Raw genomic sequence first — 24251 nt, forward strand, 5'->3', positions numbered from 1 at the left:
TTCCTTCAACCAAGGGAAAAACAGAGCCTGTATGGAAGGAGAAGTTGATGCCTTACCAACCGAATGACCTCCTGAGCCGTCATTTTGAAGAAAGCGGCCACGACCTCATCAGCAAGGTCGAAGAGCAACTCAACCTGGTTTCACCCAACAGCCCGAACATCCCGATCTACCGCGACATGATCCTGACCGTGCTACGCATGGCCCAGGAAGATCACAACCGCTGGAATGCCAAGATCACCCTTCAAGCCCTGCGTGAACTGGAGCACGCTTTCCGTGTTCTGGAGCAATTCAGGGGGCGCCGAAAGGTCACCGTTTTTGGCTCGGCCCGAACACCGATAGAACATCCGCTGTATGGTCTGGCCCGGGAACTTGGCGCCGCGCTGGCGCGCTCAGACCTGATGGTCATCACCGGTGCCGGTGGCGGCATCATGGCGGCGGCCCACGAAGGTGCTGGCTTGGCACACAGCCTGGGATTCAACATCACCCTGCCCTTCGAGCAGCATGCCAATCCCACCGTGAATGGCACTACCAACCTGCTGCCCTTCCACTTCTTCTTTACCCGCAAGCTGTTCTTCGTCAAGGAAGCCGATGCGCTGGTCCTGTGCCCTGGCGGTTTCGGTACCCTGGATGAAGCGCTGGAAGTGCTGACACTGATCCAGACTGGCAAAAGCCCGCTGGTGCCCGTGATATTGCTGGACGCTCCCGGCGGCAAGTTCTGGCAAGGTGCGTTGGACTTCATCCACCATCAACTGGAGGAGAATCGCTACATCCTGCCGACCGATATGAAACTCGTCAGTCTGGTCTACAGCGCGGAAGAGGCTGTGGAGCAGATCAACCAGTTCTACAGCAACTTCCACTCCAGCCGCTGGCTCAAGCATCAATTCGTGATCCGCATGAATCACAAGCTCAGCGACCAGGCGCTCGAACACATGCAGGAGGCATTTGCCGACCTGTGTCTGAGCGATCATTTCCATCAACATGCTTACAGCGGAGAGGAACACGACGAACCGCAGTTCAGCCACCTGGCGCGACTCGCCTTCACCTTCAACGCCCGTGATCATGGACGCCTGCGGGAACTGGTGGACTACATCAACCTGCCGGAAAACTGGGCGCAATCCCAACCCCAGGCGCAACAGCGCTCGCGGGAACCGTCCAAGGTTACGTAAGCAAAAAAAAAACGGCCCGCTATCAAAATAGCGAGCCGTTTCAGTCAATCGTCCATCCCTCGGCCACTGAACAAGCGGCTGATCATTTCCATGGAATATCCCCGATAACTCAGGAACCTGCCCTGTTTGGCACGTTCCCGGGCGTCTATCGGTAAATGCCCGGAAAACTTTCGCCGCCAGGTGTCTTCCAGTTGTTCCTGCCAGTTGATACCGCTCTCGCGCAAAGCAAGTTCGATGTCGGTACGTTGCAGGCCGCGCTGGCTCAACTCTTCGCGAATACGCAAAGGGCCATAACCGGAACGGGAACGGTAGGAAACAAAGCTTTCGAGGTAACGGGATTCGGACAGCAGGCCTTCTTCCGTCAAACGGTCGAGTGCCGTGTCGATCATTTCAGGGAGGGCGCCGCGCTGACGCAGTTTACGCGTCAGCTCGACTCGACCATGCTCGCGTCGCGCGAGCAGGTCCATTGCGGTTCGCCGCACCGCGACGAGTGTATCGAGTACGGCGGTCATCGGATCAATCAGATATCAGCGTCAGCCAGGTCATCAGCAGTCTCTTTGACTGGCGATGCTTTAACGTCCGGCGCTGGGGTCAGCAACTTGTCACGCAGTTGCTTCTCGAGTTTCTTGGCGATTTCCGGGTTGTCCGCCAGGAACTTGGCCGAGTTGGCCTTGCCCTGACCGATCTTGGTGCCTTCATAGGCGTACCAGGCGCCGGACTTCTCAACAAAACCGTGCAGCACGCCCAGGTCGATCATCTCACCATTGAGGTAGATGCCTTTGCCGTAAAGAATCTGGAACTCGGCCTGACGGAACGGCGAAGCCACTTTGTTCTTCACAACCTTGACGCGGGTTTCGCTACCGACAACCTCGTCACCTTCTTTCACCGCGCCAGTACGGCGGATGTCCAGACGAACCGAAGCGTAGAACTTCAGCGCGTTACCACCGGTGGTGGTTTCCGGGCTGCCGAACATCACACCGATTTTCATACGGATCTGGTTGATGAAGATCACCAGGCAGTTGGCGTTCTTGATGTTACCTGTGATTTTACGCAGCGCCTGGGACATCAGACGGGCTTGCAGGCCCACGTGCATGTCACCCATTTCGCCTTCGATTTCAGCCTTTGGAACCAGAGCCGCCACGGAGTCGACGATGATCACGTCAACCGCGTTGGAACGCACCAGCATGTCGGTGATTTCCAGGGCTTGCTCGCCGGTGTCCGGCTGCGAAACCAGCAGGTCGTCGACGTTGACGCCCAGTTTGCCGGCGTATTCAGGGTCGAGTGCGTGTTCGGCGTCGACGAATGCGCAGGTCGCGCCAGCTTTTTGAGCCTGGGCGATCACCGACAGTGTCAGCGTGGTTTTACCGGAGGATTCAGGACCGTAGATTTCAACGATACGGCCTTTTGGCAGACCGCCAATGCCGAGCGCGATGTCCAGACCCAGAGAGCCAGTGGAGATAGCCGGGATCGCCTGACGGTCCTGATCGCCCATACGCATTACGGCACCCTTGCCGAATTGACGTTCGATCTGACCCAGGGCCGCAGCCAAGGCTTTCTTCTTGTTGTCGTCCATTAAAGTCCTCACGTAATCAATAAGGCCTGACGGCCAACACCTGTATAAGTAGCCAGTATTATTCCACAGCGTTTCAGGATCGCCTACCCCTGATTTGAGATTTCTCCAGCGGCATGGCGCAGCAGCCCCTCTAGCGCGGCCTTCACCGTTTGTCGGCGGACCTCGTCACGGTTGCCGGGAAAGTACTGCACCTCGCTGAACACCTGTTCACCAACGCCCCAGGCCAGCCACACGGTGCCCACCGGCTTGCTCGGCGAACCGCCATCCGGTCCCGCCACACCGCTGACCGCCACGGCAAAACGCGCCCGACTTTTCTCCTGCGCGCCTCGGACCATGGCCTCGACCACCTCGCGACTGACCGCCCCCACCGTCGCAAACAACTCGACCGGAACATTCAATTGCTCGGTTTTCTGGGAGTTGGAGTAAGTGACATAACCGGCCTCAAACCATGCCGAACTCCCCGGAATCCGGGTGATCGCCTCGCTGATCCCGCCGCCGGTGCAGGATTCTGCGGCGGTGACGTGGGCATTGAGAACCTGCAAGCGCCTGCCAAGTTCAGCGGCCAGTTGGGTGATTTCTTTCACGGTCATCTCCTGAGCAAGCGGAATGAGAACTACCGTACACGAGCGTAACGCGCTTGCAAGGCGCAGGATCGATCAAAATGTTAGCGAGCGAGGGCTCTGATATAAGCCTGACAGGCCTGCAAGGCAATCAGTGCGCGGTCGCCGGCGTCGGTGATGGCGATAATTCGCTGAGCATGCGCCGGGTCAAGTCGGGCGCGCGCGGTTCCATGATCCACGCGGCTGGCTCCGGAGGCGGTTGGCACTCCACAGACAGAGGCAGTGTCATGGGCATCGAGAAGGACTGACAGGCGCACATCAGCAGTGGCAAGACGATCGCGCAGGCGACCTTGATCACGTCGGGCATCGCTAAGCGCTCGGTAATGGGTTTGTTCACTGGCCGACAGCCGCGGCTCCATCGCCAGGCGCTTGTCCTGCTCGGTTTGTTGCTGTGTTGCGACTGCCAGCGTCAGCTGATTCAGTGCCTCGGCGTGCAGCTTGGCCTGCTCCGCCAGTTGCCGGCCATACCGCCAATCCTGAAACTGCCAGGCCAGCGCCGCCGAGCCACCGGCCAACACAGCCAGAAACACAACAATGCCAATGACGCGGTAAGACATCGGCATCAAGCCGGAGGCTGGCATAACACCGCCCTCGCCCGCGCCCAGAGTTGCAAGCGATCCTGCAAACCGTTCAGGCCGCCGTTGATGCGGCGGGTGATGCTGTTGAACTGGTCGCGATCGGCCAGTTCGTTGAAGCCATTTTGCTCCCAGAACCACGCGGCCGATTCGGCGGCCCACCGGGGCTTTTCCAGAAGCCCTGGCAAAAACAGTAAACGATCATCACCGAAGAGTCCGAGACTGCACTGACGGTAATTGTCGCGACCAGTGATCTGAATCAGGCCTCGGCCACAGTACTTTTGACCGTCGCCATCGGGTTCCGGAGTGTTACCCAAACGGGCTGCCAGAGTGCCAGTGTCGTACTTGCTCAAGTATTGAGCGCTCCCCAACTCACGCACGTACTGCAACTGCCCCGATTCGTGACCGACTTGCGCGAGGAAGGCGGCGATGCGTTTGGGGGTGTTGATGTTGTGGTGGGTCATGGCGGTATTGAGTGCAGAAATAAAAACGCCCGCCTGGGTGCGGGCGCTGGGCATAACGATCTGTAGTTGTTGCTGCGTAACGGTCATATAGCCTCCAGAATGCCGGCGGCGACACAATCGGCAAGACCTGGGCAGTGATCACGCAATTGGGTGATCAGTGGGGTGATCTTCATGGTGTTTTCACCGGGTAATAAAAAACCCGCTTGTTGGCGGGTTTGAGTGAAAGGTACTGGCATTGGGAAACCCGCGTCCCTGCGGGTCGGATGCCGGTCGGCACCGCTGCTCGCCATTCCATTGGGCTTTGTGTTCAGTGGTCCTGGTGGGTATCTCGCGGCGGTACTTCGCAAACGCCAATCCGCTTGGCTGCCCAACGTTCATACAGGCCAATGGCAACATCTGCCCCGGCCATCGCCGTCAGGCAACCGAACGCGCAAGCTGTCCAGATCGACACGCCGGCGGCATACAGCAGCATGATTGCCGAGACCCCGCAGACCATGCAGGCCCCGGATCGCAAAGCCAGACGCCGCAGCAATGACCAGCCACAGGCGCCCTCCTTGTCGGCGCGCCACATTTCGCCGGACACCCCGCCCACCAGGGCGAGGACGATGACGAGCCATATCGGCATGTCCAGCAACGCTTGTTGCTCGTTTGTCATGTCACGCCTCCCGGGGTGTCCATATGCTCTCCTCGCCGCAGGTTGCGACATAAAGAATGAGCCCAGCTTGTCGAGCACGCGGTGCACAGAGCCCCCCATGTGCTCGACTACGTGGTCCTTTTTTCTAAACCAGCCTTCTCGAAGGAAAGTGAGTCGAGTTTTTACGCCTGCGGAAGGGGATCCCAAGTCACGTAGACAAGGGCCGTACTGCCAGAACTGTTCGCAGCCCACAAACCTTGACCGGCCGGAATGATTACCGGGAACGGAAGGGTTGCCGATGCTCCAGGAAACCCGGAGCCCGCAGGAGCAGTTCCACGGCAGGAAAGAATGACAGGCACGGTCCCATCGTAGTAACCAGACGGTGCTTTTACCCCGGTACTCAGGATCCCGTAGATGCCAGAGGTGTGCATCGTTGCCGTACGCACAATCATGCCGGTGGTGTTTTGCGCTGGAGTGAAGAAGGGCTCGTTGAACCGAGCGCCGAATTGAGTACCGATGTTTTGTGGTTCCATTTTTTTTACCTGCTAAGACGAATGATCGGATGCGGAGGATTCCGCTCTAATGTCGCTCACAGGCGATCGCTCGAGGCTCGCGGCCTTCACATGATTCAGCGTCCCGCATCGGGAACACTTGATCTGGAGCTCGGTGTACTCACCCACTCGGGCGAGAAGTCTTTTGCAATGTCCACATCTGCAATTTTTCAACATCTGCAATGCCCTTTTGATGTCTGCCGGATCCTTCCTGTTGTTCGGGCGATGCCGAGACGAGGCTTGAGGCTCTTGACGGTAGGCAGGCATTCCAAAAAGCCCGGCGCTTACCGGCGGCGCTCACCGGGCTTTTCAGAATGCGGTCCTTCGCGTTGATCTTTCGGCGCTACTGGCGCGGTACGGATCGATTCAAATTGTTTTTCCGACCGCGGTCCCTGCCCGCCGGATAACTGCTTGTGGTGCTTTACGCTGCACACCCGGGTCAGTTGCCAACCCTCTGAACCGTTGAGGCCGGTTCATCGCTGCCTTTGTAGGTGGAACTAAAAAGCTTCGTTTCGAGCTGCTTTGTTGAGCGGCTTGAGACAAAGAATATGCATGGATGCATATACAGTCAATGCATGAGTGCATTTATTTATGCGCTGAAAATGCATTAACGCATGAAAGTCCCGAAGGCAAAGGCGCTGAAGGCTTTTCCGCAGACGAAAAAAAACCCGCTCGGTGGCGGGTTTTATCTGACAGCGGTGAGGTTAACGGGCGTACATGCCCCACCAGAAGACGTGACCGAGGATGACAATCTGCTCTTCCTGGATTTCCTGGAAGGTATAGTCCTCGTCCGGATGTTCATCGCGATTGAAGCTGCGCAGGCGGATCCCGGTAGGCAGGCGATAAAGCTGTTTCACCCGCAGCTGGCCGTTATGGTTGATGGCATAAAGGTCGCCATCCACGATATCGCCGATCCCGCACTTGCCGGCATTAACGCCGACGGTGGCGCCGTCGCGCAGTACCGGCAACATACTGTTGCCGCGCACCGTCACGCATTTGGCCTGGTCGAACTGAACGCCGTTGTGACGCAGACTCCGCTTGCCGAAGCGCAGGCTAGAGCGTTCGCTCTCTTCGATGACGAACCTTCCTGATCCTGCAGCCAATTCAACCTCGCGAAGAAAGGGGACTGATACCTCGTCATCATCGACGGGCGTATCGTCGTCCCACAGACTTATGTCCTTGAGTTCCGAATGCAATTGATCGCGCCCGGTGCTGGCTGCCGGCGCGACATCCGCACGGCCCCGCAACTGGTCGGTGCTCACGGCGAAGTACTCGGCGATCTTCGAGATGTGTTTATCCGAGGGGTCGACGATCTTCCCGCTGAGAATCCGCGAGAGAGTGGATTGAGGCACGCCGGTGCGACGGTGAAGCTCCGTGGGGGAGATCCCGTGCTGATCGAGCAGCGCTCTTAGTACGGTAGAAACATTGCGTTTTTGCATAAAGCGCATAGTGCTTGTTCTTTTTGCGGAAGACAAATGCCAAATTGCATAAATTGCGCATATATCGTGCATAGACAGAAGAGGTGTATCGCAGGGCTTTCATGCCTGCGTCGGGTGGACCGCCCATGTTAACCTTGCGCCCATCGCGGAAAAGCCGGGCCGATGCCCCTCCTTTGCCCTACACCTTTCAACGAATTTGCCTAATTATCCGATGAATAAAGCGCTCTCCGATCTGTCCTCCCACACGCCAATGATGCAGCAGTACTGGCGCCTGAAAAACCAGCACCCAGACCAGCTGATGTTCTATCGCATGGGCGACTTCTACGAAATCTTCTATGAAGATGCGAAGAAGGCCGCCAAATTGCTGGACATCACCCTGACCGCCCGTGGGCAGTCGGCAGGTCAGGCGATTCCCATGTGTGGGATTCCTTACCACGCCGCGGAAGGTTACCTGGCGAAACTGGTCAAGCTCGGCGAGTCGGTGGTGATCTGTGAGCAGGTCGGCGACCCGGCGACCAGCAAGGGGCCGGTGGATCGTCAGGTGGTGCGGATCATCACGCCCGGCACGGTCAGCGATGAAGCGCTGCTGGATGAGCGTCGGGACAACCTGATTGCGGCAGTGCTGGGTGACGAGCGTCTGTTCGGTCTGGCGGTGCTGGATATCACCAGCGGCAACTTCACCGTGCTGGAGATCAAGGGCTGGGAAAACCTGCTGGCGGAACTGGAGCGGGTCAATCCGGTAGAGCTGATGATCCCGGACGACTGGCCGAAGGATCTGCCGGCGGAGAAACGTCGTGGGGTTCGTCGCCGCGCGCCGTGGGATTTCGAACGTGATTCGGCGCTGAAAAGTCTTTGCCAGCAGTTTTCCACCCAGGACCTGAAAGGTTTCGGTTGCGAGAACCTGACCCTGGCCATCGGTGCCGCGGGCTGCCTGCTCAGCTATGCCAAGGAAACCCAGCGCACTGCCCTGCCCCATTTGCGCAGCCTGCGTCATGAACGCCTGGACGACACCGTGGTGCTGGACGGCGCGAGCCGTCGCAACCTGGAACTGGACACCAACCTGGCTGGCGGTCGCGACAACACGTTGCAATCGGTGGTCGACCGCTGCCAGACCGCCATGGGCAGCCGCCTGTTGACCCGATGGCTGAACCGTCCGCTGCGGGATCTGACCGTATTGCTGTCGCGCCAGACCTCGATCACCTGCCTGCTCGACGGTTACCGCTTCGAGAAACTGCAACCGCAGCTCAAGGAAATCGGCGACATCGAGCGAATCCTGGCGCGGATCGGCCTGCGCAATGCCCGCCCTCGTGACCTGGCTCGCCTGCGCGATGCGCTCGGTGCATTGCCTGAGTTGCAGGTTGCGATGACCGAGCTGGAAGCTCCGCACATTATTCAACTGGCGAAGACCACCAGCACCTACCCGGAACTGGCGGCCCTGCTGGAAAAAGCCATCATCGACAACCCACCAGCCGTCATCCGTGACGGCGGCGTGTTGAAAACCGGTTACGACGCCGAGTTGGACGATCTGCAATCGCTCAGCGAAAACGCCGGGCAGTTCCTGATCGACCTCGAAGCACGCGAGAAGGCCCGTACCGGTCTGTCGCACCTGAAAGTCGGTTACAACCGCATTCATGGCTACTTCATCGAGTTGCCAAGCAAGCAGGCTGAGTCGGCGCCGGCAGACTATATCCGTCGCCAGACGTTGAAAGGTGCCGAACGCTTCATTACGCCGGAACTGAAGGCGTTTGAAGACAAGGCCCTGTCGGCGAAGAGCCGCGCCCTGGCGCGCGAGAAGATGCTCTACGAAGCACTGCTCGAAGACTTGATCGCCCAGTTGCCACCGTTGCAAGACACCGCCGCGGCACTGGCCGAGCTGGACGTGCTGAGCAACCTTGCCGAACGTGCGCTGAACCTCGACCTGAACTGCCCGCGCTTCGTCAGTGAGCCGTGCATGCGCATCAGCCAGGGTCGTCACCCGGTGGTCGAGCAAGTGCTGACCACGCCGTTCGTGGCCAACGACCTGAGCCTCGACGACAACACCCGCATGCTGGTGATCACCGGTCCGAACATGGGCGGTAAATCCACCTACATGCGCCAGACCGCTCTGATCGTGCTGCTGGCACACATCGGCAGCTTCGTACCGGCAGCCAGTTGCGAGTTGTCTCTGGTGGACCGGATCTTTACCCGGATCGGCTCCAGCGATGACCTGGCTGGCGGGCGCTCGACCTTCATGGTTGAAATGAGCGAAACCGCGAACATTCTGCACAACGCCACCGAGCGCAGCCTGGTGCTGATGGACGAAGTCGGTCGCGGCACCAGCACCTTCGACGGTCTGTCCCTGGCGTGGGCTGCGGCCGAACGCCTGGCGTATCTGCGTGCTTATACGCTGTTCGCCACCCACTACTTCGAGCTGACGGTGCTACCGGAGGCGCAACCGCTGGTGGCCAACGTTCACCTTAATGCCACCGAGCACAACGAACGCATCGTGTTCCTGCACCACGTGCTGCCAGGGCCTGCCAGCCAGAGCTACGGCCTTGCGGTTGCACAGTTGGCCGGTGTGCCGAGCGAAGTGATCGTGCGCGCTCGCGAACACCTGGGCCGGTTGGAAGCGACCGCCCTGCCTCATGAAGTTCCCAAGACTGCCAAAGGCAAACCGGCCGCGCCGCAACAGAGCGACATGTTCGCCAGCCTGCCGCACCCGGTGCTGGATGATCTGGCCAAACTTGATCTGGACGACATGACACCGCGTCGGGCGCTCGAAATGCTCTATACACTAAAGACACGGATCTAACGCACTTGCCTGCAAGCTGTTAGAATCTCGCGCGGTTTGGGATGCTGCTGGCTCATAGCCTGACCAGCAGACTATCGCTCCCAAACCTGGCGACCCCAACGTGAAGGGGCTCCGCTGCCGCCGCCTGAGGAGAAAATTAGAAATGACCTTCGTCGTCACCGACAACTGCATCAAGTGCAAGTACACCGACTGCGTAGAAGTCTGTCCGGTGGACTGCTTTTACGAAGGCCCGAACTTCCTGGTGATTCACCCGGATGAGTGCATCGACTGCGCACTGTGCGAACCAGAATGCCCTGCCGTGGCCATCTTCTCCGAAGATGAAGTCCCGGAAGACATGCAGGAATTTATTCAGCTGAACGTTGAGCTGGCGGAAATCTGGCCCAACATCACCGAGAAGAAAGAATCGATGCCCGATGCCGAAGAGTGGGATGGCGTCAAAGGCAAGATCAAAGACCTCGAACGCTGATTACCCCCGCGTTCTCGAAAAGGCCCCTTGTGGGCCTTTTTGCTTTTCTGCAGGTAAAAAAAAGGGGCGGTTTGACCCGCCCACATTTTTTCCCTATTCCCTGTGTTCCTTTTCATCGTCCTGATGAATCGCTTCCTGCGATGTCCTTTCCCCTCATCCTTGAAGGGCGTGTCTGTCCGTCGACACAGTTCAGATACTAGAGAGTTCCCTACCAAGAGCAATCACCCCCTCTCGCTGAAACTGGCTGTCACAAGCTATTAATATTAAAAAATAAGCATATAAATCAATTAGTTAATCATCTCTCACGTAAGAATATGTACGGCTGCTACCCATGAAATTAGCGAACACTTACGAAAGAGTAAGCAAACACTTACAGCGAGAGACTACAAACCAGAGGGATTACGGAGGGAACTCCCAGCCCGTCTCCCAGGCAATAAAAAACCCCGAACCAGTCGGGGCTTTATAGGGCTTACTCAGCAAATTGCTTATTGAAACAGCGACTCGCTCGACAGGCCATTCTTCTCGAGAATCTCCCGAAGACGCTTCAGGCCTTCAACCTGAATCTGTCTGACCCGCTCCCGGGTCAGGCCAATCTCCAGGCCTACATCTTCAAGCGTGCTGCTCTCGTGACCGCGCAGGCCGAAGCGGCGTATCACCACTTCGCGTTGCTTGTCGGTCAGCTCCGAGAGCCATTGATCGATGCTCTGGGACAGGTCGTCATCCTGCAACAGTTCACATGGATCGGTTGGACGGTCATCGGTTAGGGTGTCCAGCAGGGTTTTATCCGAATCCGGACCCAGCGAGACGTCGACCGAAGAAACCCGCTCGTTCAGGCCGAGCATGCGCTTGACCTCTCCCACTGGTTTTTCCAGCAGGTTGGCAATTTCTTCGGGCGAGGGTTCGTGATCGAGTTTTTGCGTCAGCTCCCGTGCAGCCCGCAGGTACACGTTGAGCTCTTTGACCACATGAATCGGCAACCGGATGGTCCGGGTCTGATTCATGATCGCGCGCTCGATGGTCTGACGAATCCACCAGGTCGCGTAGGTCGAAAAGCGGAAGCCGCGTTCGGGGTCGAACTTCTCCACTGCCCGGATAAGCCCGAGGTTGCCCTCTTCGATCAGGTCCAGCAGCGACAGACCACGATTGACGTAACGCCGGGCGATTTTCACCACCAACCGCAGGTTACTTTCAATCATGCGTTTGCGCCCAGCCGGATCTCCACTTTGCGACAAGCGCGCAAAATGAACTTCTTCTTCGGGGGACAGCAGAGGGGAAAAGCCAATCTCATTGAGGTACAGCTGCGTGGCATCGAGTGCACGCGTGTAGTCAATGTACTTGTGTTGCTTTAACGAGGCGGAGTGTTTGGATTTGGCACGAACGGAAGGTGGAGCAGCCCCTTCATCATTCGACATCGAATCCGTACCGATGCCGGTCTCCATCAGGAGAACCTCATCGTCGATGTCAAACTCCGGCACTTCTTTACTGAGAGCCATTGTTATAGTCCTTTGGTGAGTTCGACCTCAGGCTCAAGCGGCGCCTTTATCCTTGGCAACGCTGGAGCCTGTTCCCTCTACGCGACGGAACAGGCTGGAAAGCGATCAACGACGTGGCAGGAATTGCAGCGGATCTACAGGTTTACCTTGTCGGCGAATCTCAAAATGCAGCTTCACCCGGTCTGTACCCGTTGACCCCATTTCGGCAATTGTCTGTCCGACCTTGACCTGCTGCCCCTCCCGAACCAACAGCCTGCGGTTATGTCCGTAGGCACTGACGTAGGTATCGCTGTGTTTGATGATGACTAATTCGCCGTAGCCCCTTAAGCCACTCCCGGCGTATACCACCGTCCCATCAGACGCAGCTAAAACAGGCTGTCCCAAATCCCCGGCGATATCAATTCCTTTATTCAAACTCCCGTTTGAAGAGAATTTCCCAATGAGAATGCCATTAGATGGCCATCCCCAGCCGGTCGGGGCCGGACCGGCAGGAGGCATCGGAGCGGGGGGCGACTTGCTGGCGACGGACGGTGCAACCACTGCTGTGCTGGTGGTTGCGCCATTCGCCTGGCGCCGGATAACCGTGGTTTTCAGCGACGAAGAAGGTGTTGAATCTATGGAGCTGGCAACCGGCGTCGGCGTTGAACCGGTGCGACCGTCAAAGCGAATCGTCTGACCCGGATGGATCGTATAAGGCGTAGGAATGTTGTTGCGTGCCGCGAGGGCTTTGTAGTCCCAGCCGTAGCGAAAGGCAATGGAGAACAAGGTGTCTTTAGGTCGGACGACGTATTGACCCGTGGTCACTGCCGGACGCTGGGCGACGGCGTTGTTGCGATCGACGACGCGTACTTCGCTCGACTTGTTGCTGGAGCAACCGACCAGCAAGGTGCTCAAGACAAGGCCAGTCACCAGGCGCTGAAAGCTCAATTTACCCATTCGCTGCGCAATGACTGTGAGACTCACCCGCCGCTCCCTTTGTGGTGGCTGAAAATGTGGATTGCCGTGTTCCGGCATTGAAATGTCGCAAGTATAACGAGCCGTGCAGGCTTTACCTTTAATGAAGCGTAATGGCTTCGCGCACACGTTTGCTGCCTGACGATGAATCCCGTTTAACTGATCGATCCCGCTGTAAGACAGGAGCAATCGAAGAGAATTCAGCGCGCTGAAACAAATGCTCAGGCCAGTGGGCCGTTGAGCAATGGCACGAAGCGCACCGACCCGAGAACCCGGCGGGAAAAGCCGTGTTCTTCGCGGATGATCAGCATCAATTGCTGCACCTCACCGGATCCGACCGGTATGACCAGCCGCCCGCCCGGGGCCAGTTGATCAAGCAGGGCCTGAGGTACATCAGTCGCCACCGCGGTTACGATAATGCCGTTGTACGGCGCCAGCGCCGGCCAGCCTTCCCAACCATCACCCCAGCGGAACACCACGTTGCGCAGGTTCAGTTCCACCAGGCGTTCCTTGGCCCGGTCCTGCAGAACCTTGATGCGCTCGACGGAAAATACCCGCTCGACCAGTTGCGACAGCACCGCCGTCTGATAGCCCGAGCCGGTGCCGATTTCCATAACCTTGTCGAGAGGACCTGCTTCCAGCAGCAGCTCGCTCATGCGAGCCACCATATAAGGCTGCGAGATGGTCTGGTTATTGCCGATTGGCAGCGCCGTGTCTTCATAGGCACGGTGAGCCAGCGCCTCGTCGACGAACAGGTGACGCGGTGTACGGCGAATGACTTCCAGCACCTTGGCGTTGGAAATCCCCTCTTCATACAGGCGCTGAATAAGGCGCTCACGGGTCCGTTGTGAGGTCATCCCGATGCCACGACGCAGAATATCGTCTTGTTCACGAGCCATTAGTTCAGCCCCTCCAGCCAGCCATCGAGACTTCTGAAGGCATCATTAAAGGTGCGATCCAGTTGCAGTGGGGTGATTGAAACATAGCCTTGCATCACCGCATGAAAATCGGTACCCGGACCGCCATCTTCGGCATCCCCCGCCGCCGCAATCCAGTAACCGGATTTACCGCGCGGATCGACCACTTTCATCGGCGCTGCAGCACGTGCGCGATGTCCGAGGCGGGTCAGCTGAATACCGCGGATGTGATCCAGCGGCAAATTGGGAATGTTCACGTTCAGTACCGTACGCGGTGGCAGTTCAAGGTCCGCGTGAGCCTCTACCAGTTTGCGCGCAAAGTACGCGGCTGTGGGAAGGTTCTCCACTTGCCGTGAGGCCAACGAAAAGGCAAACGAAGGAAGCGCCAGGAAACGTCCCTCAAGGGCCGCCGCCACGGTGCCGGAATACAACACGTCATCACCCAGGTTGGCGCCCAGGTTGATGCCCGAAACCACCATGTCCGGCTCGCGCTCCAGCAAGCCATTGAGGCCCAGGTGCACGCAATCGGTCGGTGTGCCATTGAGGCTGATAAAGCCGTTGGCCAGGGTTTGCGGGTGTAACGGACGGTCGAGCGTCAGCGAGCTGCTGGCGCCGCTTTTGTCTTGGTCCGGGGCGATAACCACGCATTCGGTGTAATCCGCCAGCGCAGCATAAAGCGCGGCGAGACCGGGTGCGGTTACCCCATCGTCGTTAGAAATCAGAATACGCATGGGCTGTCCGTCTGCCCCACCGGCACCAGATCAACGAGCTCGCGCACCAATACGGTGGCGAAGCATCCGGCCGGGAGGACGAATTCCAGTTGCAGAATGTCAGGCTCGGGATAATGCCACGTCAACCCACCAATGGGCAGCCGCAGGATGCGACGTTCGTGGCTCATACCGGCGTTAATCAACCAATCACGCAAGTCCGCTTCGCGAGTGGCGATTGCCTGCTCCAGTTCATGGACAGCGCCAGTGGCCGGCGAGTCACCTTCGCCCCACTGCGGACCGGTCGGGTGCAGATCGAGAATCGCCAGACGCGGGTCGCTGCACTCGGCTTCACCGGCTGGAAAAAAGCTGCGGCTGTCGGTGAAGGCCAGCAGATCGCCGACCTGGGCTTGCTGCCAGGTGCCATCGGCGACACGCGCCGCCAGCACCTGATTGAATAGAAAACTGCGCGCCGTAGAGAGCAGACGCGAACGCACGTTGCGTTGTTCTGGCAAGGCTTTGCGAGCAGCCCACGCACGGGCATCGACCACGTTACCGCCGTCAAAGCCAAAACGCTGGGCGCCGAAATAATTGGGAATACCTTGCTTGGCGATCAGTTGCAGACGCTCGTCGATCGCCGCTTTGTCGCCAGCGAATTGCGTCAGTCGCAACGTGAAGCCATTGGCCGAGTGAGCACCGCGTTGAAGCTTGCGTTTGTGCCGGCCGGTCTTGAGGATTTTCAGCGTATCGTTTTCCGCCGCCGACAGATCAGGATCAGCCTTGCCCGGCAGCTGCACACTGAACCACTGGCGAGTCAGTGCCTGACGATCCTTGAGGCCCGCGTAACTGACGGTGCGCAATGGCACGCCCGCCGCCTTGGCGATCCGCCGTGCCGCTTCTTCGGTATTCAGGCCGCGCTTTTCCACCCAGATCCACAGGTGTTCGCCGTCGCCACTAAGGGGGATGTTGAGGACTTCATCGACCTGAAAATCTTCCGCCGTCGCTTTCAATACTGCGGTGCCGAGGGCTTGGCCATAGGCCCGTGGGCCGAGCAATTGCAGTTCGTTCATGCGCGCAGCAACAAGGCAACGGAGTGCACGGCAATGCCTTCTTCGCGACCGACAAAGCCGAGCTTTTCGGTGGTGGTAGCTTTCACGTTCACTTGATCCAACTCAACTTGAAGATCCGCGGCAATCAGCGCGCGCATCGATTCGATATGCGGGGCCATTTTCGGCGCCTGGGCGACGATGGTGTTATCGACGTTGCCGACTTTCCAGCCCTTGGCGTGGATCAGTGCGACGACGTGACGCAACAGCACTCGGCTGTCGGCGCCCTTGAATGTCGGGTCGGTGTCCGGAAAATGTTTGCCGATATCACCCAGCGCAGCGGCGCCAAGCAAGGCATCGCTCAAGGCGTGCAGCAGGACGTCACCGTCGGAATGAGCGAGCAGCCCGAAGCCGTGTGCAATGCGCACGCCGCCCAGAGTAATGAAATCGCCTTCAGCGAAACGGTGCACATCATAGCCGTGGCCAATACGCATAAAAAAACGCCCCGATTTTTGTCAGGGCGTGATTCTACCTGCATTAGACGCCTAGGGCGCGTCCATGATGTTGCAAGTGGTCGTCGATGAAACTGGCGATGAAGAAATAGCTATGGTCGTAGCCGGGTTGCAGGCGCAACGTCAGCGGATGACCGGCCAGTTTGGCAGCCTGTTGCAAGGCTTCAGGCTTGAGCTGGGTGGCCAGGAAATCGTCGCGATCACCTTGGTCGACCAGCAGCGGCAGCTTCTCGTTTGCTTCGGCAATCAGGACGCAGGCATCCCACTCGCGCCACTTCGAACGGTCTTCCCCCAAGTAGCGGGAAAAGGCTTTCTGCCCCCAAGGACAGTCCATCGGATTGTTGATCGGCGAGAACGCCGACACCGACTGATAACGCCCTGGATTACGCAACGCGCAGACCAGTGCACCGTGGCCACCCATGGAGTGACCGCTGATGCCACGCTTGTCCGAGGCCGGGAAATGGGCTTCGACCAATGCAGGCAATTCCTGCACGACATAGTCATGCATCCGATAATGCCGGGACCAGGGTTCCTGCGTGGCATTCAGATAAAACCCGGCACCGAGACCGAAGTCCCAGGCGCCATCCGGATCACCCGGCACATCGGGACCGCGAGGGCTGGTGTCCGGTGCAACGATGATCAGCCCCAGCTCGGCGGCCATGCGCATGGCGCCGGCCTTTTGCATGAAGTTTTCGTCGGTGCAGGTCAGGCCGGATAACCAATACAGCACCGGTAGTTTGCCGCCCTGCTCCGCTTGTGGCGGCAGGTACACGGCAAACACCATGTCGCAGCCGAGCACATCGGAGCGGTGCCGATAGCGTTTGTGCCAGCCGCCGAAGCTTTTCTGGCAGGAGATATTTTCCAGGCTCATGACCGACCTCAGAAATGGATGACGGAACGGATGCTCTTGCCTTCATGCATCAGGTCGAACGCCTTGTTGATATCTTCCAGGCCCATGGTGTGGGTGATGAAAGTATCCAGCGGGATTTCGCCGGTTTCAGCCATCTCGACATAGCTTGGCAACTCGGTACGGCCACGCACGCCGCCGAACGCCGAACCGCGCCAGACGCGACCGGTCACCAGCTGGAATGGACGGGTGGAGATTTCCTGGCCGGCACCGGCCACACCGATGATTACCGACTCGCCCCAACCCTTGTGGCAGCACTCAAGTGCAGCACGCATCAATTGGACGTTGCCGATGCACTCGAAGGAAAAGTCGACGCCGCCGTCGGTCATATCGACGATGACTTCCTGGATCGGACGATCGAAATCCTTCGGGTTCACACAATCGGTTGCACCCAACTGCTTGGCGATCTCGAATTTGGCCGGGTTGATGTCGATGGCGATGATCCGCGCAGCCTTGGCTTTGACGGCGCCGATCACCGCCGACAGACCGATGCCGCCGAGGCCGAAAATGGCGACGGTATCACCTGGTTTTACCTTGGCGGTATTGAGGACTGCACCGATGCCCGTGGTGACACCGCAGCCCAGCAGACAGACTTTTTCCAGTGGCGCTTCTTTTGGAATTTTGGCGACGGAGATTTCCGGCAGCACGGTGTACTCGGAGAACGTCGACGTCCCCATGTAGTGGAAAATTGGTTGGCCTTTGTAGGAAAAGCGCGAAGTGCCATCCGGCATCAGGCCTTTACCCTGAGTCGCGCGAATCGCCTGACACAGGTTGGTTTTGCCGGACAGACAGAATTTGCACTGGCGGCATTCCGGGGTGTACAGCGGGATCACATGATCGCCGACAGCGACAGAGGTGACGCCTTCGCCGATTGCCTCAACCACCGCGCCACCTTCGTGACCGAGGATCGACGGAAAGATGCCTTCCGGGTCCGCGCCCGACAGCGTGTAGGCATCGGTATGGCAGACACCGGAGGCAACCACACGCAGCAGGACTTCACCGGCCTTGGGCATGGCGACATCGACTTCAACGATCTCGAGGGGTTTCTTGGCCTCGAAGGCAACGGCAGCGCGCGACTTGATCATGTGGATTCTCCAGTGAATAAAAACGAGACAAGGAGTGTAATACACCGCCTGACGGTGAATAATCCGGACAAAAGCAAAACATTATTGCCATACAGGGATAATCCTTGATGTCCGAAAACCGCTGGGAAGGTATCGACGAGTTCGTCGCCGTGGCCGAGTGCAGCCAGTTCACGGCTGCCGCGGAACGCCTCGGGGTTTCTTCCTCCCACATCAGTCGACAAATAGTACGCCTCGAAGAGCGCCTTCAGACGCGACTGCTTTATCGCAGCACCCGCCGGGTCACGCTGACGGAAGCCGGGCAAACATTTCTGCAACATTGCCAGCGCTTGCAGGATGGCCGCGAAGAAGCGCTGCGGGCGGTCGGTGACCTGACCAGCGAACCCAAAGGTATGCTGCGCATGACCTGCGCCGTGGCGTACGGTGAACGATTCATCGTGCCGCTGGTGACGCGATTCATGGGGTTGTATCCGCAACTGCGCATCGACATCGAACTGAGCAATCGTCAACTCGACCTCGTGCACGAAGGCCTGGACCTGGCGATCCGCCTTGGCCGTCTGCAAGACTCACGACTGGTGGCGGCACGTCTGGCGCCACGGCGGATGTACTTGTGCGCATCGCCGTCCTATCTGGAACGCTACGGCCGCCCACATAGCTTGTCGGAACTAAGCCGCCACAACTGCCTCATCGGCAGCTCGGATATCTGGCAACTGGAACAGAACGGGCGGGAATTTTCCCAGCGAGTGCAGGGAAACTGGCGCTGCAACAGTGGGCAAGCGGTTTTGGATGCGGCGCTACAAGGGGTTGGATTGTGCCAACTGCCTGACTACTACGTGCTGGAGCATCTTAAGAACGGTGAATTGATTTCGCTGCTGGAAGCCCACCAACCGCCGAACACCGCCGTGTGGGCGCTTTATCCGCAGCAACGGCATTTGTCCCCGAAGGTGCGCAAGTTGGTGGATTTCTTGAAGGAAGGGTTGGCTGAAAGGCCGGAGTACAGGGTGTGAGGGTTTGAAGATCAAAAGATCGCAGCCTCGTTGCACTCGACAGCTCCTACAGGTGCCGTACGGTGAACGCGGACAATGTAGGAGCTGTCGAGTGCAACGAGGCTGCGATCTTTTAGCGACGGTTGGACCAGCGCTGGCGCAACCACTCAAGGTCTTCGGGGCGAGTTACTTTGAGGTTGTCGGATCGACCTTCAATCAGGCGTGGCGCCATACCCGCCCACTCCATGGCCGACGCTTCATCAGTGATGACCGCATCGGCCACCAGACTGTCAGCCAACGCCCGATGCAATGCACCAAGGCGAAACATCTGCGGCGTATAGGCCTGCCAGATCACGCTGCGATCCACGGTTTCGACCACACGACCGTGCTTGTCGACCCGTTTGAGGGTATCGCGTGCCGGAACCGCCAGCAGTCCACCGACCGGATCATCTGCGAGTTCACCCAGCAACTTGTCCAGATCATCACGACTCAGATTCGGCCGCGCAGCATCGTGGACCAGCACCCAATCCTCATCGTCAGCACCTTGCGCATGCAAATGCAGCAACGCATTGAGTACCGACCCGGAACGCTCGGAACCACCTTCAACCCGCTGAATTCGCGGATCGCTAGCACACGCCAGGTTCGGCCAATAAGGATCATCAACAGCAAGACTGACCACCAACCCCTTCAGGGAAGGATGATCAAGGAAACAGCCGAGGCTGTGTTCGAGAATAGTGCGCCCGCCCAGTTGCAAGTATTGCTTGGGTCGGTCCGCGGCCATACGGGCACCGACGCCCGCGGCAGGAATTACAGCCCAGAAGGCCGGTAACGAGGGGTTCATTGAGCCAACTGGTAAAGGGTTTCACCGTCCTTGACCATGCCCAACTCATGACGAGCCCGCTCTTCAACGGTCTCCATGCCCTTTTTCAATTCACTGACTTCAGCGTCCATCACCCGATTGCGCTCAAGCAGCCCCTCGTTCTCAGCGTGTTGATCTGCGATCTGCTGAGTCAGTTCGGCCACTTGCGCCAGACTGCCATTACCCACCCACAGGCGGTATTGCAGGCCAGCCAGCAGCAGGAGCAAGACGAGGAACAACCAATTGGGACTGCGCATCGAATATCAGGTATCCAGTGAAAAAAGACAGCCATGCCAAAACTTTGAAGCTTCTGATAGCACGAAGCCTGGAAGAACCAGGCTTGTGCTGATAAGGCATCAGATTAGTGGCAAATCCGTCGCTGTAGCGATTTTTCCGACACAATCCGGTGTCTTTTTACCAATTAACGATTAACCGCGGAATTCGCTGCGACCGTTGTACTTGGCTTTACCATTCAACTGCTCTTCGATACGCAGCAGTTGGTTGTACTTGGAAACGCGGTCCGAACGGCACAGGGAGCCGGTCTTGATCTGGCCAGCCGAGGTGCCCACAGCTAGGTCGGCAATGGTCGAATCTTCGGTTTCGCCGGAGCGGTGCGAGATCACGGCGGTGTAACCAGCGGCCTTGGCCATCTGGATAGCTTCCAGGGTTTCGGTCAGGGTGCCGATCTGGTTGAACTTGATCAGAATCGAGTTGGCGATCTTTTTATCGATGCCTTCTTTCAGGATCTTGGTGTTGGTTACGAACAGGTCGTCGCCAACCAGTTGGACTTTCTCGCCGATCTTGTCGGTGAGGATTTTCCAGCCAGCCCAGTCGGACTCGTCCAGACCGTCTTCGATCGAGATGATCGGGTAACGCTCGGTCAGGCCTTTCAGGTAGTCAGCGAAACCTTCAGCGGTGAACACCTGGCCTTCGCCGGACAGGTTGTATTTACCGTCTTCGTAGAATTCGCTGGCAGCGCAGTCCAGTGCCAGGGTCACGTCGGTGCCCAGCTTGTAACCGGCGTTGGCCACAGCTTCGGAGATCACTTTCAAAGCGTCTTCGTTGGAGGCCAGGTTCGGTGCGAAACCACCTTCATCGCCCACTGCTGTGCTCAGGCCACGGGCCTTCAGAACGGCTTTGAGGTGATGGAAAATCTCGGTGCCCATGCGCAGACCTTCCGAGAAAGACTTGGCGCCAACCGGCTGAACCATGAATTCCTGGATGTCGACGTTGTTATCGGCGTGCTCGCCACCGTTGATGATGTTCATCATCGGAACCGGCATCGAGTAAACACCCGGGGTGCCGTTCAGGTTGGCGATGTGAGCGTACAGCGGCAGGTCCTGGTCCTGTGCGGCTGCCTTGGCGGCTGCCAGGGAAACGGCGAGGATCGCGTTGGCGCCCAGGGAGCCTTTGTTTTCAGTGCCGTCGAGCTTGATCATCGCGTGATCCAGCGCTTTCTGGTCGCTTGGGTCTGCACCTTTCAACAGGTCGCGGATCGGACCGTTGATGTTGGCGACGGCTTTCAGAACGCCTTTGCCCAGGTAACGGCTCTTGTCGCCATCACGCAGCTCGAGCGCTTCACGCGAGCCAGTGGAAGCACCGGACGGCGCGCAAGCACTGCCGATGATGCCGTTATCGAGAAGCACATCCGCTTCCACGGTGGGGTTGCCACGGGAGTCGAGAACTTCACGACCTTTGATGTCGACGATTTTTGCCATTGTTGTAAACACTCCAAAGTTGACGAAAACGCTGTAGGAGCACGGCTTGCCGGCGATGGGGCCCTCAAGGACGCCATCGCTGGCAAGCCATGCTCCTACAAGAGCAGTGCGGCCAGCGGGCCTGAGCATTAATTCGTGCGGTACTTTACCGGAGAAATGAGGATTACGCGGTTTCTACCGTCGGAAAACTCTTCACCAGTTCGTCCAAAGCTTTGAGCTGGGCCAGGAATGGCTCCAGTTTGTCCAGACGCAAGGCGCAAGGGCCGTCGCATTTGGCGTTGTCCGGGTCCGGGTGGGCTTCGAGGAACAGGCCAGCCAACGACTGGCTCATGCCAGCCTTGGCCAGATCGAGGACCTGGGCGCGACGACCGCCGGCGGAATCGGAGCGACCGCCGGGCATTTGCAGCGCGTGGGTCACATCGAAGAACACCGGGTATTCGAACTGCTTCATGATGCCGAAGCCAAGCATGTCGACGACCAGGTTGTTGTAGCCGAAGCTCGAGCCGCGTTCGCAGAGGATCAACTGATCGTTACCCGCTTCCACGCATTTGCTCAGGATGTGTTTCATTTCCTGAGGCGCGAGGAACTGGGCTTTCTTGATGTTGATCACCGCACCGGTCTTGGCCATCGCGACAACAAGGTCAGTCTGGCGCGACAAGAAGGCCGGCAGCTGGATGATATCGCAGACTTCAGCGACGACCGCGGCCTGATCAGGCTCGTGGACGTCGGTGATGATCGGCACGCCGAACGCTTGCTTGATGTCCTGGAAAATTCGCATGCCCTCTTCCAGGCCGGGGCCACGGTAAGAGGTCACGGAGGAACGGTTGGCCTTGTCGAAGCTGGCCTTGAACACGTAAGGGATACCGAGTTTCTCGGTGACCTTTACGTATTCTTCGCAGACCTGCATCGCCATGTCGCGGCTTTCCAGCACGTTCATGCCACCGAAAAGCACCATTGGCTTGTCGTTGGCAATCTCGATATCGCCTACGCGGATGATCTTCTGGGCCATCGGATTTACGCCTTCTTCTGGTGTTGAACCAATGCTGCTTTAACGAAACCGCTGAACAACGGGTGACCGTCGCGTGGTGTCGAGGTGAACTCAGGGTGGAACTGGCAAGCGACGAACCATGGATGATCCGGAGCTTCAACCACTTCTACCAGGGCGCCATCACCGGAACGACCGGTGATTTTCAGACCGGCTTCCATGATTTGCGGCAGCAGGTTGTTGTTCACTTCGTAGCGGTGACGGTGACGCTCGACGATCACGTCCTTGGCGTAGCAATCGTGCACCAGGGAACCTGACTCCAGCAGGCAATCCTGAGCGCCAAGGCGCATGGTGCCGCCCAGATCGGACGTTTCGGTACGGGTTTCGACGGCGCCGGTGGCATCTTCCCACTCGGTGATCAGACCCACGACCGGATGACCGCTGGCACGATCGAACTCGGTGGAGTTGGCGTCTTTCCAGCCCAGCACGTTACGAGCGAACTCGATCACGGCCACTTGCATGCCCAGGCAGATGCCCAGGTACGGAACCTTGTTTTCGCGAGCGTATTGAACGGCAGTGATCTTGCCTTCCACGCCACGCAGACCGAAGCCGCCAGGTACCAGAATCGCGTCGACACCTTCCAGCAGCGCAGTGCCCTGGTTTTCGATGTCTTCGGAGTCGATGTAGCGCAGGTTGACCTTGGTGCGGTTGCTGATGCCGGCGTGACTCATCGCTTCGATCAGCGACTTGTAGGCGTCCAGCAGTTCCATGTACTTGCCGACCATGGCGATGGTGACTTCATGCTCTGGGTTGAGCTTCGCGTCGACCACGGCTTCCCACTCGGACAGATCGGCGCCGCCACATTGCAGGCCGAAACGCTCGACAACGAAATCATCCAGGCCCTGGGAGTGCAGAATGCCCGGGATCTTGTAGATGGTGTCGGCGTCTTCCAGCGCAATCACCGCACGTTCTTCAACGTTGGTGAACTGAGCGATCTTGCGACGCGAGGAGATGTCGATCGGGTGATCGGAACGGCAGACCAGCACGTCAGGCTGCAGGCCGATGGAACGCAGTTCCTTGACCGAGTGCTGGGTTGGCTTGGTTTTGGTTTCGCCGGCAGTGGCGATGTACGGCACCAGTGTCAGGTGCATCAGCATCGCGCGCTTGGCGCCGACTTCGAAACGCAATTGACGGATCGCTTCGAGGAACGGCTGGGACTCGATGTCACCCACGGTGCCACCGATCTCGACCATAGCCACGTCGGCATCGCCGGCGCCCTTGATGATCCGGCGCTTGATTTCGTCGGTGATGTGCGGGATCACCTGAATGGTGGCGCCCAGGTAATCACCACGGCGCTCTTTGCGCAGGACGTGTTCGTAGACACGGCCGGTGGTGAAGTTGTTGTTCTGGGTCATGGTCGTGCGGATGAACCGCTCGTAGTGGCCCAGGTCCAGGTCGGTCTCGGCGCCGTCGTGGGTGACGAACACTTCACCGTGCTGGAACGGGCTCATGGTGCCCGGGTCAACGTTGATGTACGGGTCCAGCTTCAGCATGGTGACCTTAAGTCCCCGCGCCTCCAGGATGGCCGCCAATGAAGCCGATGCGATGCCTTTCCCCAATGAAGAAACAACACCGCCCGTGACGAATATGTAGCGCGTCATGAAAAACCCTAGAAGTCTGCGTTAAAGCGGTCCGAGCCGCCGGGGAAAGCGAAGGAAGGCCGAAGCCCCCGATCACCTGCATTAATCACAGTGCACCTTTCAAAAAAACCGCCGCGTTGGGACAGACCGGAAGATGAAACACCGG

Annotated in this window: 26 protein-coding genes; 4 read left to right on the plus strand and 22 right to left on the minus strand. The window is 58.3% G+C overall.

All coding sequences use genetic code 11. The annotated features are described in order from the left end of the window. The first annotated feature begins 47 nt into the window (after positions 1-47). Complete coding sequence (locus ACA079_RS25900) at positions 48-1166, plus strand: LOG family protein (RefSeq protein ID WP_056739214.1); 1119 nt, start codon at positions 48-50, stop codon at positions 1164-1166. A 44-nt stretch (positions 1167-1210) separates the two neighbouring features. Here ACA079_RS25900 and recX read toward each other — a convergent pair whose 3' ends face one another. From recX to ACA079_RS25945, 9 genes are all read right to left on the minus strand, one after another. Continuing rightward, positions 1211-1678 carry a recombination regulator RecX gene (gene recX / locus ACA079_RS25905; RefSeq protein ID WP_046046277.1) on the minus strand — a complete coding sequence of 156 codons (468 nt, stop codon included), beginning with the start codon at positions 1676-1678 and terminating at the stop codon, positions 1211-1213. A gap of 8 nt (positions 1679-1686) precedes the next feature. Continuing rightward, entirely contained in the window at positions 1687-2739 is a 1053-nt protein-coding gene (recA, locus tag ACA079_RS25910; protein WP_150709927.1) for a recombinase RecA, read from the minus strand. 83 nt (positions 2740-2822) lie between these two features. Continuing rightward, positions 2823-3323 carry a CinA family protein gene (locus ACA079_RS25915; protein WP_497701430.1) on the minus strand — a complete coding sequence of 167 codons (501 nt, stop codon included), beginning with the start codon at positions 3321-3323 and terminating at the stop codon, positions 2823-2825. An 80-nt stretch (positions 3324-3403) separates the two neighbouring features. After that, entirely contained in the window at positions 3404-3940 is a 537-nt protein-coding gene (locus ACA079_RS25920) for a lysis system i-spanin subunit Rz (RefSeq protein ID WP_497701431.1), read from the minus strand. Next, positions 3922-4485, minus strand: a complete 564-nt coding sequence (locus ACA079_RS25925; protein ID WP_497701432.1) for a glycoside hydrolase family 19 protein — start codon at positions 4483-4485, stop codon at positions 3922-3924. Before ACA079_RS25925 ends, ACA079_RS25920 begins: the two co-directional genes overlap by 19 nt. 220 nt (positions 4486-4705) lie before the next feature. Next, positions 4706-5053 carry a phage holin family protein gene (locus ACA079_RS25930; RefSeq protein WP_497701433.1) on the minus strand — a complete coding sequence of 116 codons (348 nt, stop codon included), beginning with the start codon at positions 5051-5053 and terminating at the stop codon, positions 4706-4708. 161 nt (positions 5054-5214) lie between these two features. Beyond that, positions 5215-5565, minus strand: coding sequence for a hypothetical protein (locus ACA079_RS25935; protein WP_497701434.1), 351 nt, complete (start codon positions 5563-5565; stop codon positions 5215-5217). A gap of 12 nt (positions 5566-5577) precedes the next feature. Further along, on the minus strand, positions 5578-5766 hold the full coding sequence (locus tag ACA079_RS25940; RefSeq protein WP_497704381.1) for a Com family DNA-binding transcriptional regulator: 189 nt from the start codon (positions 5764-5766) through the stop codon (positions 5578-5580). A 521-nt stretch (positions 5767-6287) separates the two neighbouring features. Next, on the minus strand, positions 6288-7022 hold the full coding sequence (locus ACA079_RS25945) for a LexA family transcriptional regulator (RefSeq protein WP_033053549.1): 735 nt from the start codon (positions 7020-7022) through the stop codon (positions 6288-6290). A gap of 211 nt (positions 7023-7233) precedes the next feature. On the opposite strand from ACA079_RS25945, the gene mutS reads away from it, so the two are divergent. Both mutS and fdxA read left to right on the plus strand, forming a co-directional pair. Continuing rightward, positions 7234-9813, plus strand: a complete 2580-nt coding sequence (mutS, locus tag ACA079_RS25950) for a DNA mismatch repair protein MutS (RefSeq protein ID WP_497701435.1) — start codon at positions 7234-7236, stop codon at positions 9811-9813. Positions 9814-9955: 142 nt separating this feature from the next. Further along, on the plus strand, positions 9956-10279 hold the full coding sequence (fdxA, locus tag ACA079_RS25955; RefSeq protein ID WP_093412508.1) for a ferredoxin FdxA: 324 nt from the start codon (positions 9956-9958) through the stop codon (positions 10277-10279). Positions 10280-10764: 485 nt separating this feature from the next. On the opposite strand, the gene rpoS is transcribed toward fdxA, so the two are convergent. From rpoS to ACA079_RS25995, 8 genes are all read right to left on the minus strand, one after another. Further along, entirely contained in the window at positions 10765-11772 is a 1008-nt protein-coding gene (gene rpoS, locus ACA079_RS25960) for an RNA polymerase sigma factor RpoS (RefSeq protein ID WP_008154012.1), read from the minus strand. 105 nt (positions 11773-11877) lie between these two features. Then, the gene (locus tag ACA079_RS25965) at positions 11878-12735 is read right to left on the minus strand and encodes a peptidoglycan DD-metalloendopeptidase family protein (protein ID WP_497704382.1); all 858 of its coding nucleotides are present in this window, start codon (positions 12733-12735) and stop codon (positions 11878-11880) included. Between the two features lie 212 nt (positions 12736-12947). Continuing rightward, a complete protein-coding gene (locus ACA079_RS25970; RefSeq protein ID WP_274073596.1) occupies positions 12948-13583 on the minus strand; it encodes a protein-L-isoaspartate(D-aspartate) O-methyltransferase in 636 nt (211 codons plus the stop codon). A 41-nt stretch (positions 13584-13624) separates the two neighbouring features. Continuing rightward, positions 13625-14374, minus strand: a complete 750-nt coding sequence (surE, locus tag ACA079_RS25975) for a 5'/3'-nucleotidase SurE (RefSeq protein WP_033059906.1) — start codon at positions 14372-14374, stop codon at positions 13625-13627. Beyond that, complete coding sequence (truD, locus tag ACA079_RS25980) at positions 14362-15420, minus strand: tRNA pseudouridine(13) synthase TruD (RefSeq protein WP_497701436.1); 1059 nt, start codon at positions 15418-15420, stop codon at positions 14362-14364. Before truD ends, surE begins: the two co-directional genes overlap by 13 nt. Beyond that, a complete protein-coding gene (gene ispF, locus ACA079_RS25985; RefSeq protein ID WP_010462780.1) occupies positions 15417-15890 on the minus strand; it encodes a 2-C-methyl-D-erythritol 2,4-cyclodiphosphate synthase in 474 nt (157 codons plus the stop codon). Before ispF ends, truD begins: the two co-directional genes overlap by 4 nt. A 43-nt stretch (positions 15891-15933) precedes the next feature. Further along, complete coding sequence (gene fghA / locus ACA079_RS25990; protein ID WP_033059910.1) at positions 15934-16779, minus strand: S-formylglutathione hydrolase; 846 nt, start codon at positions 16777-16779, stop codon at positions 15934-15936. Between the two features lie 8 nt (positions 16780-16787). Then, positions 16788-17900, minus strand: a complete 1113-nt coding sequence (locus ACA079_RS25995) for an S-(hydroxymethyl)glutathione dehydrogenase/class III alcohol dehydrogenase (protein WP_033059912.1) — start codon at positions 17898-17900, stop codon at positions 16788-16790. Between the two features lie 107 nt (positions 17901-18007). Between ACA079_RS25995 and ACA079_RS26000 the strand changes: the two genes are divergently transcribed. Then, positions 18008-18904, plus strand: coding sequence for a LysR family transcriptional regulator (locus tag ACA079_RS26000; RefSeq protein WP_497701437.1), 897 nt, complete (start codon positions 18008-18010; stop codon positions 18902-18904). 112 nt (positions 18905-19016) lie between these two features. Here ACA079_RS26000 and ispD read toward each other — a convergent pair whose 3' ends face one another. The 5 genes from ispD to pyrG form a co-directional block, all read right to left on the minus strand. Then, positions 19017-19724 (minus strand): 2-C-methyl-D-erythritol 4-phosphate cytidylyltransferase, encoded by a 708-nt coding sequence (gene ispD / locus ACA079_RS26005; RefSeq protein ID WP_497701438.1) that lies wholly within the window; start codon positions 19722-19724, stop codon positions 19017-19019. Then, positions 19721-19999: a cell division protein FtsB gene (ftsB, locus tag ACA079_RS26010; protein WP_008028992.1), complete on the minus strand. Its 279-nt coding sequence runs from the start codon at positions 19997-19999 to the stop codon at positions 19721-19723. Before ftsB ends, ispD begins: the two co-directional genes overlap by 4 nt. 171 nt (positions 20000-20170) lie before the next feature. Beyond that, positions 20171-21460: a phosphopyruvate hydratase gene (gene eno / locus ACA079_RS26015; RefSeq protein WP_033059918.1), complete on the minus strand. Its 1290-nt coding sequence runs from the start codon at positions 21458-21460 to the stop codon at positions 20171-20173. A gap of 163 nt (positions 21461-21623) precedes the next feature. Then, on the minus strand, positions 21624-22469 hold the full coding sequence (gene kdsA / locus ACA079_RS26020) for a 3-deoxy-8-phosphooctulonate synthase (RefSeq protein WP_033059920.1): 846 nt from the start codon (positions 22467-22469) through the stop codon (positions 21624-21626). A gap of 5 nt (positions 22470-22474) precedes the next feature. Beyond that, positions 22475-24106, minus strand: a complete 1632-nt coding sequence (pyrG, locus tag ACA079_RS26025) for a CTP synthase (protein ID WP_033059923.1) — start codon at positions 24104-24106, stop codon at positions 22475-22477. Positions 24107-24251 lie beyond the last annotated feature (145 nt).

The organism is Pseudomonas sp. LBUM1645 (assembly GCF_059716185.1).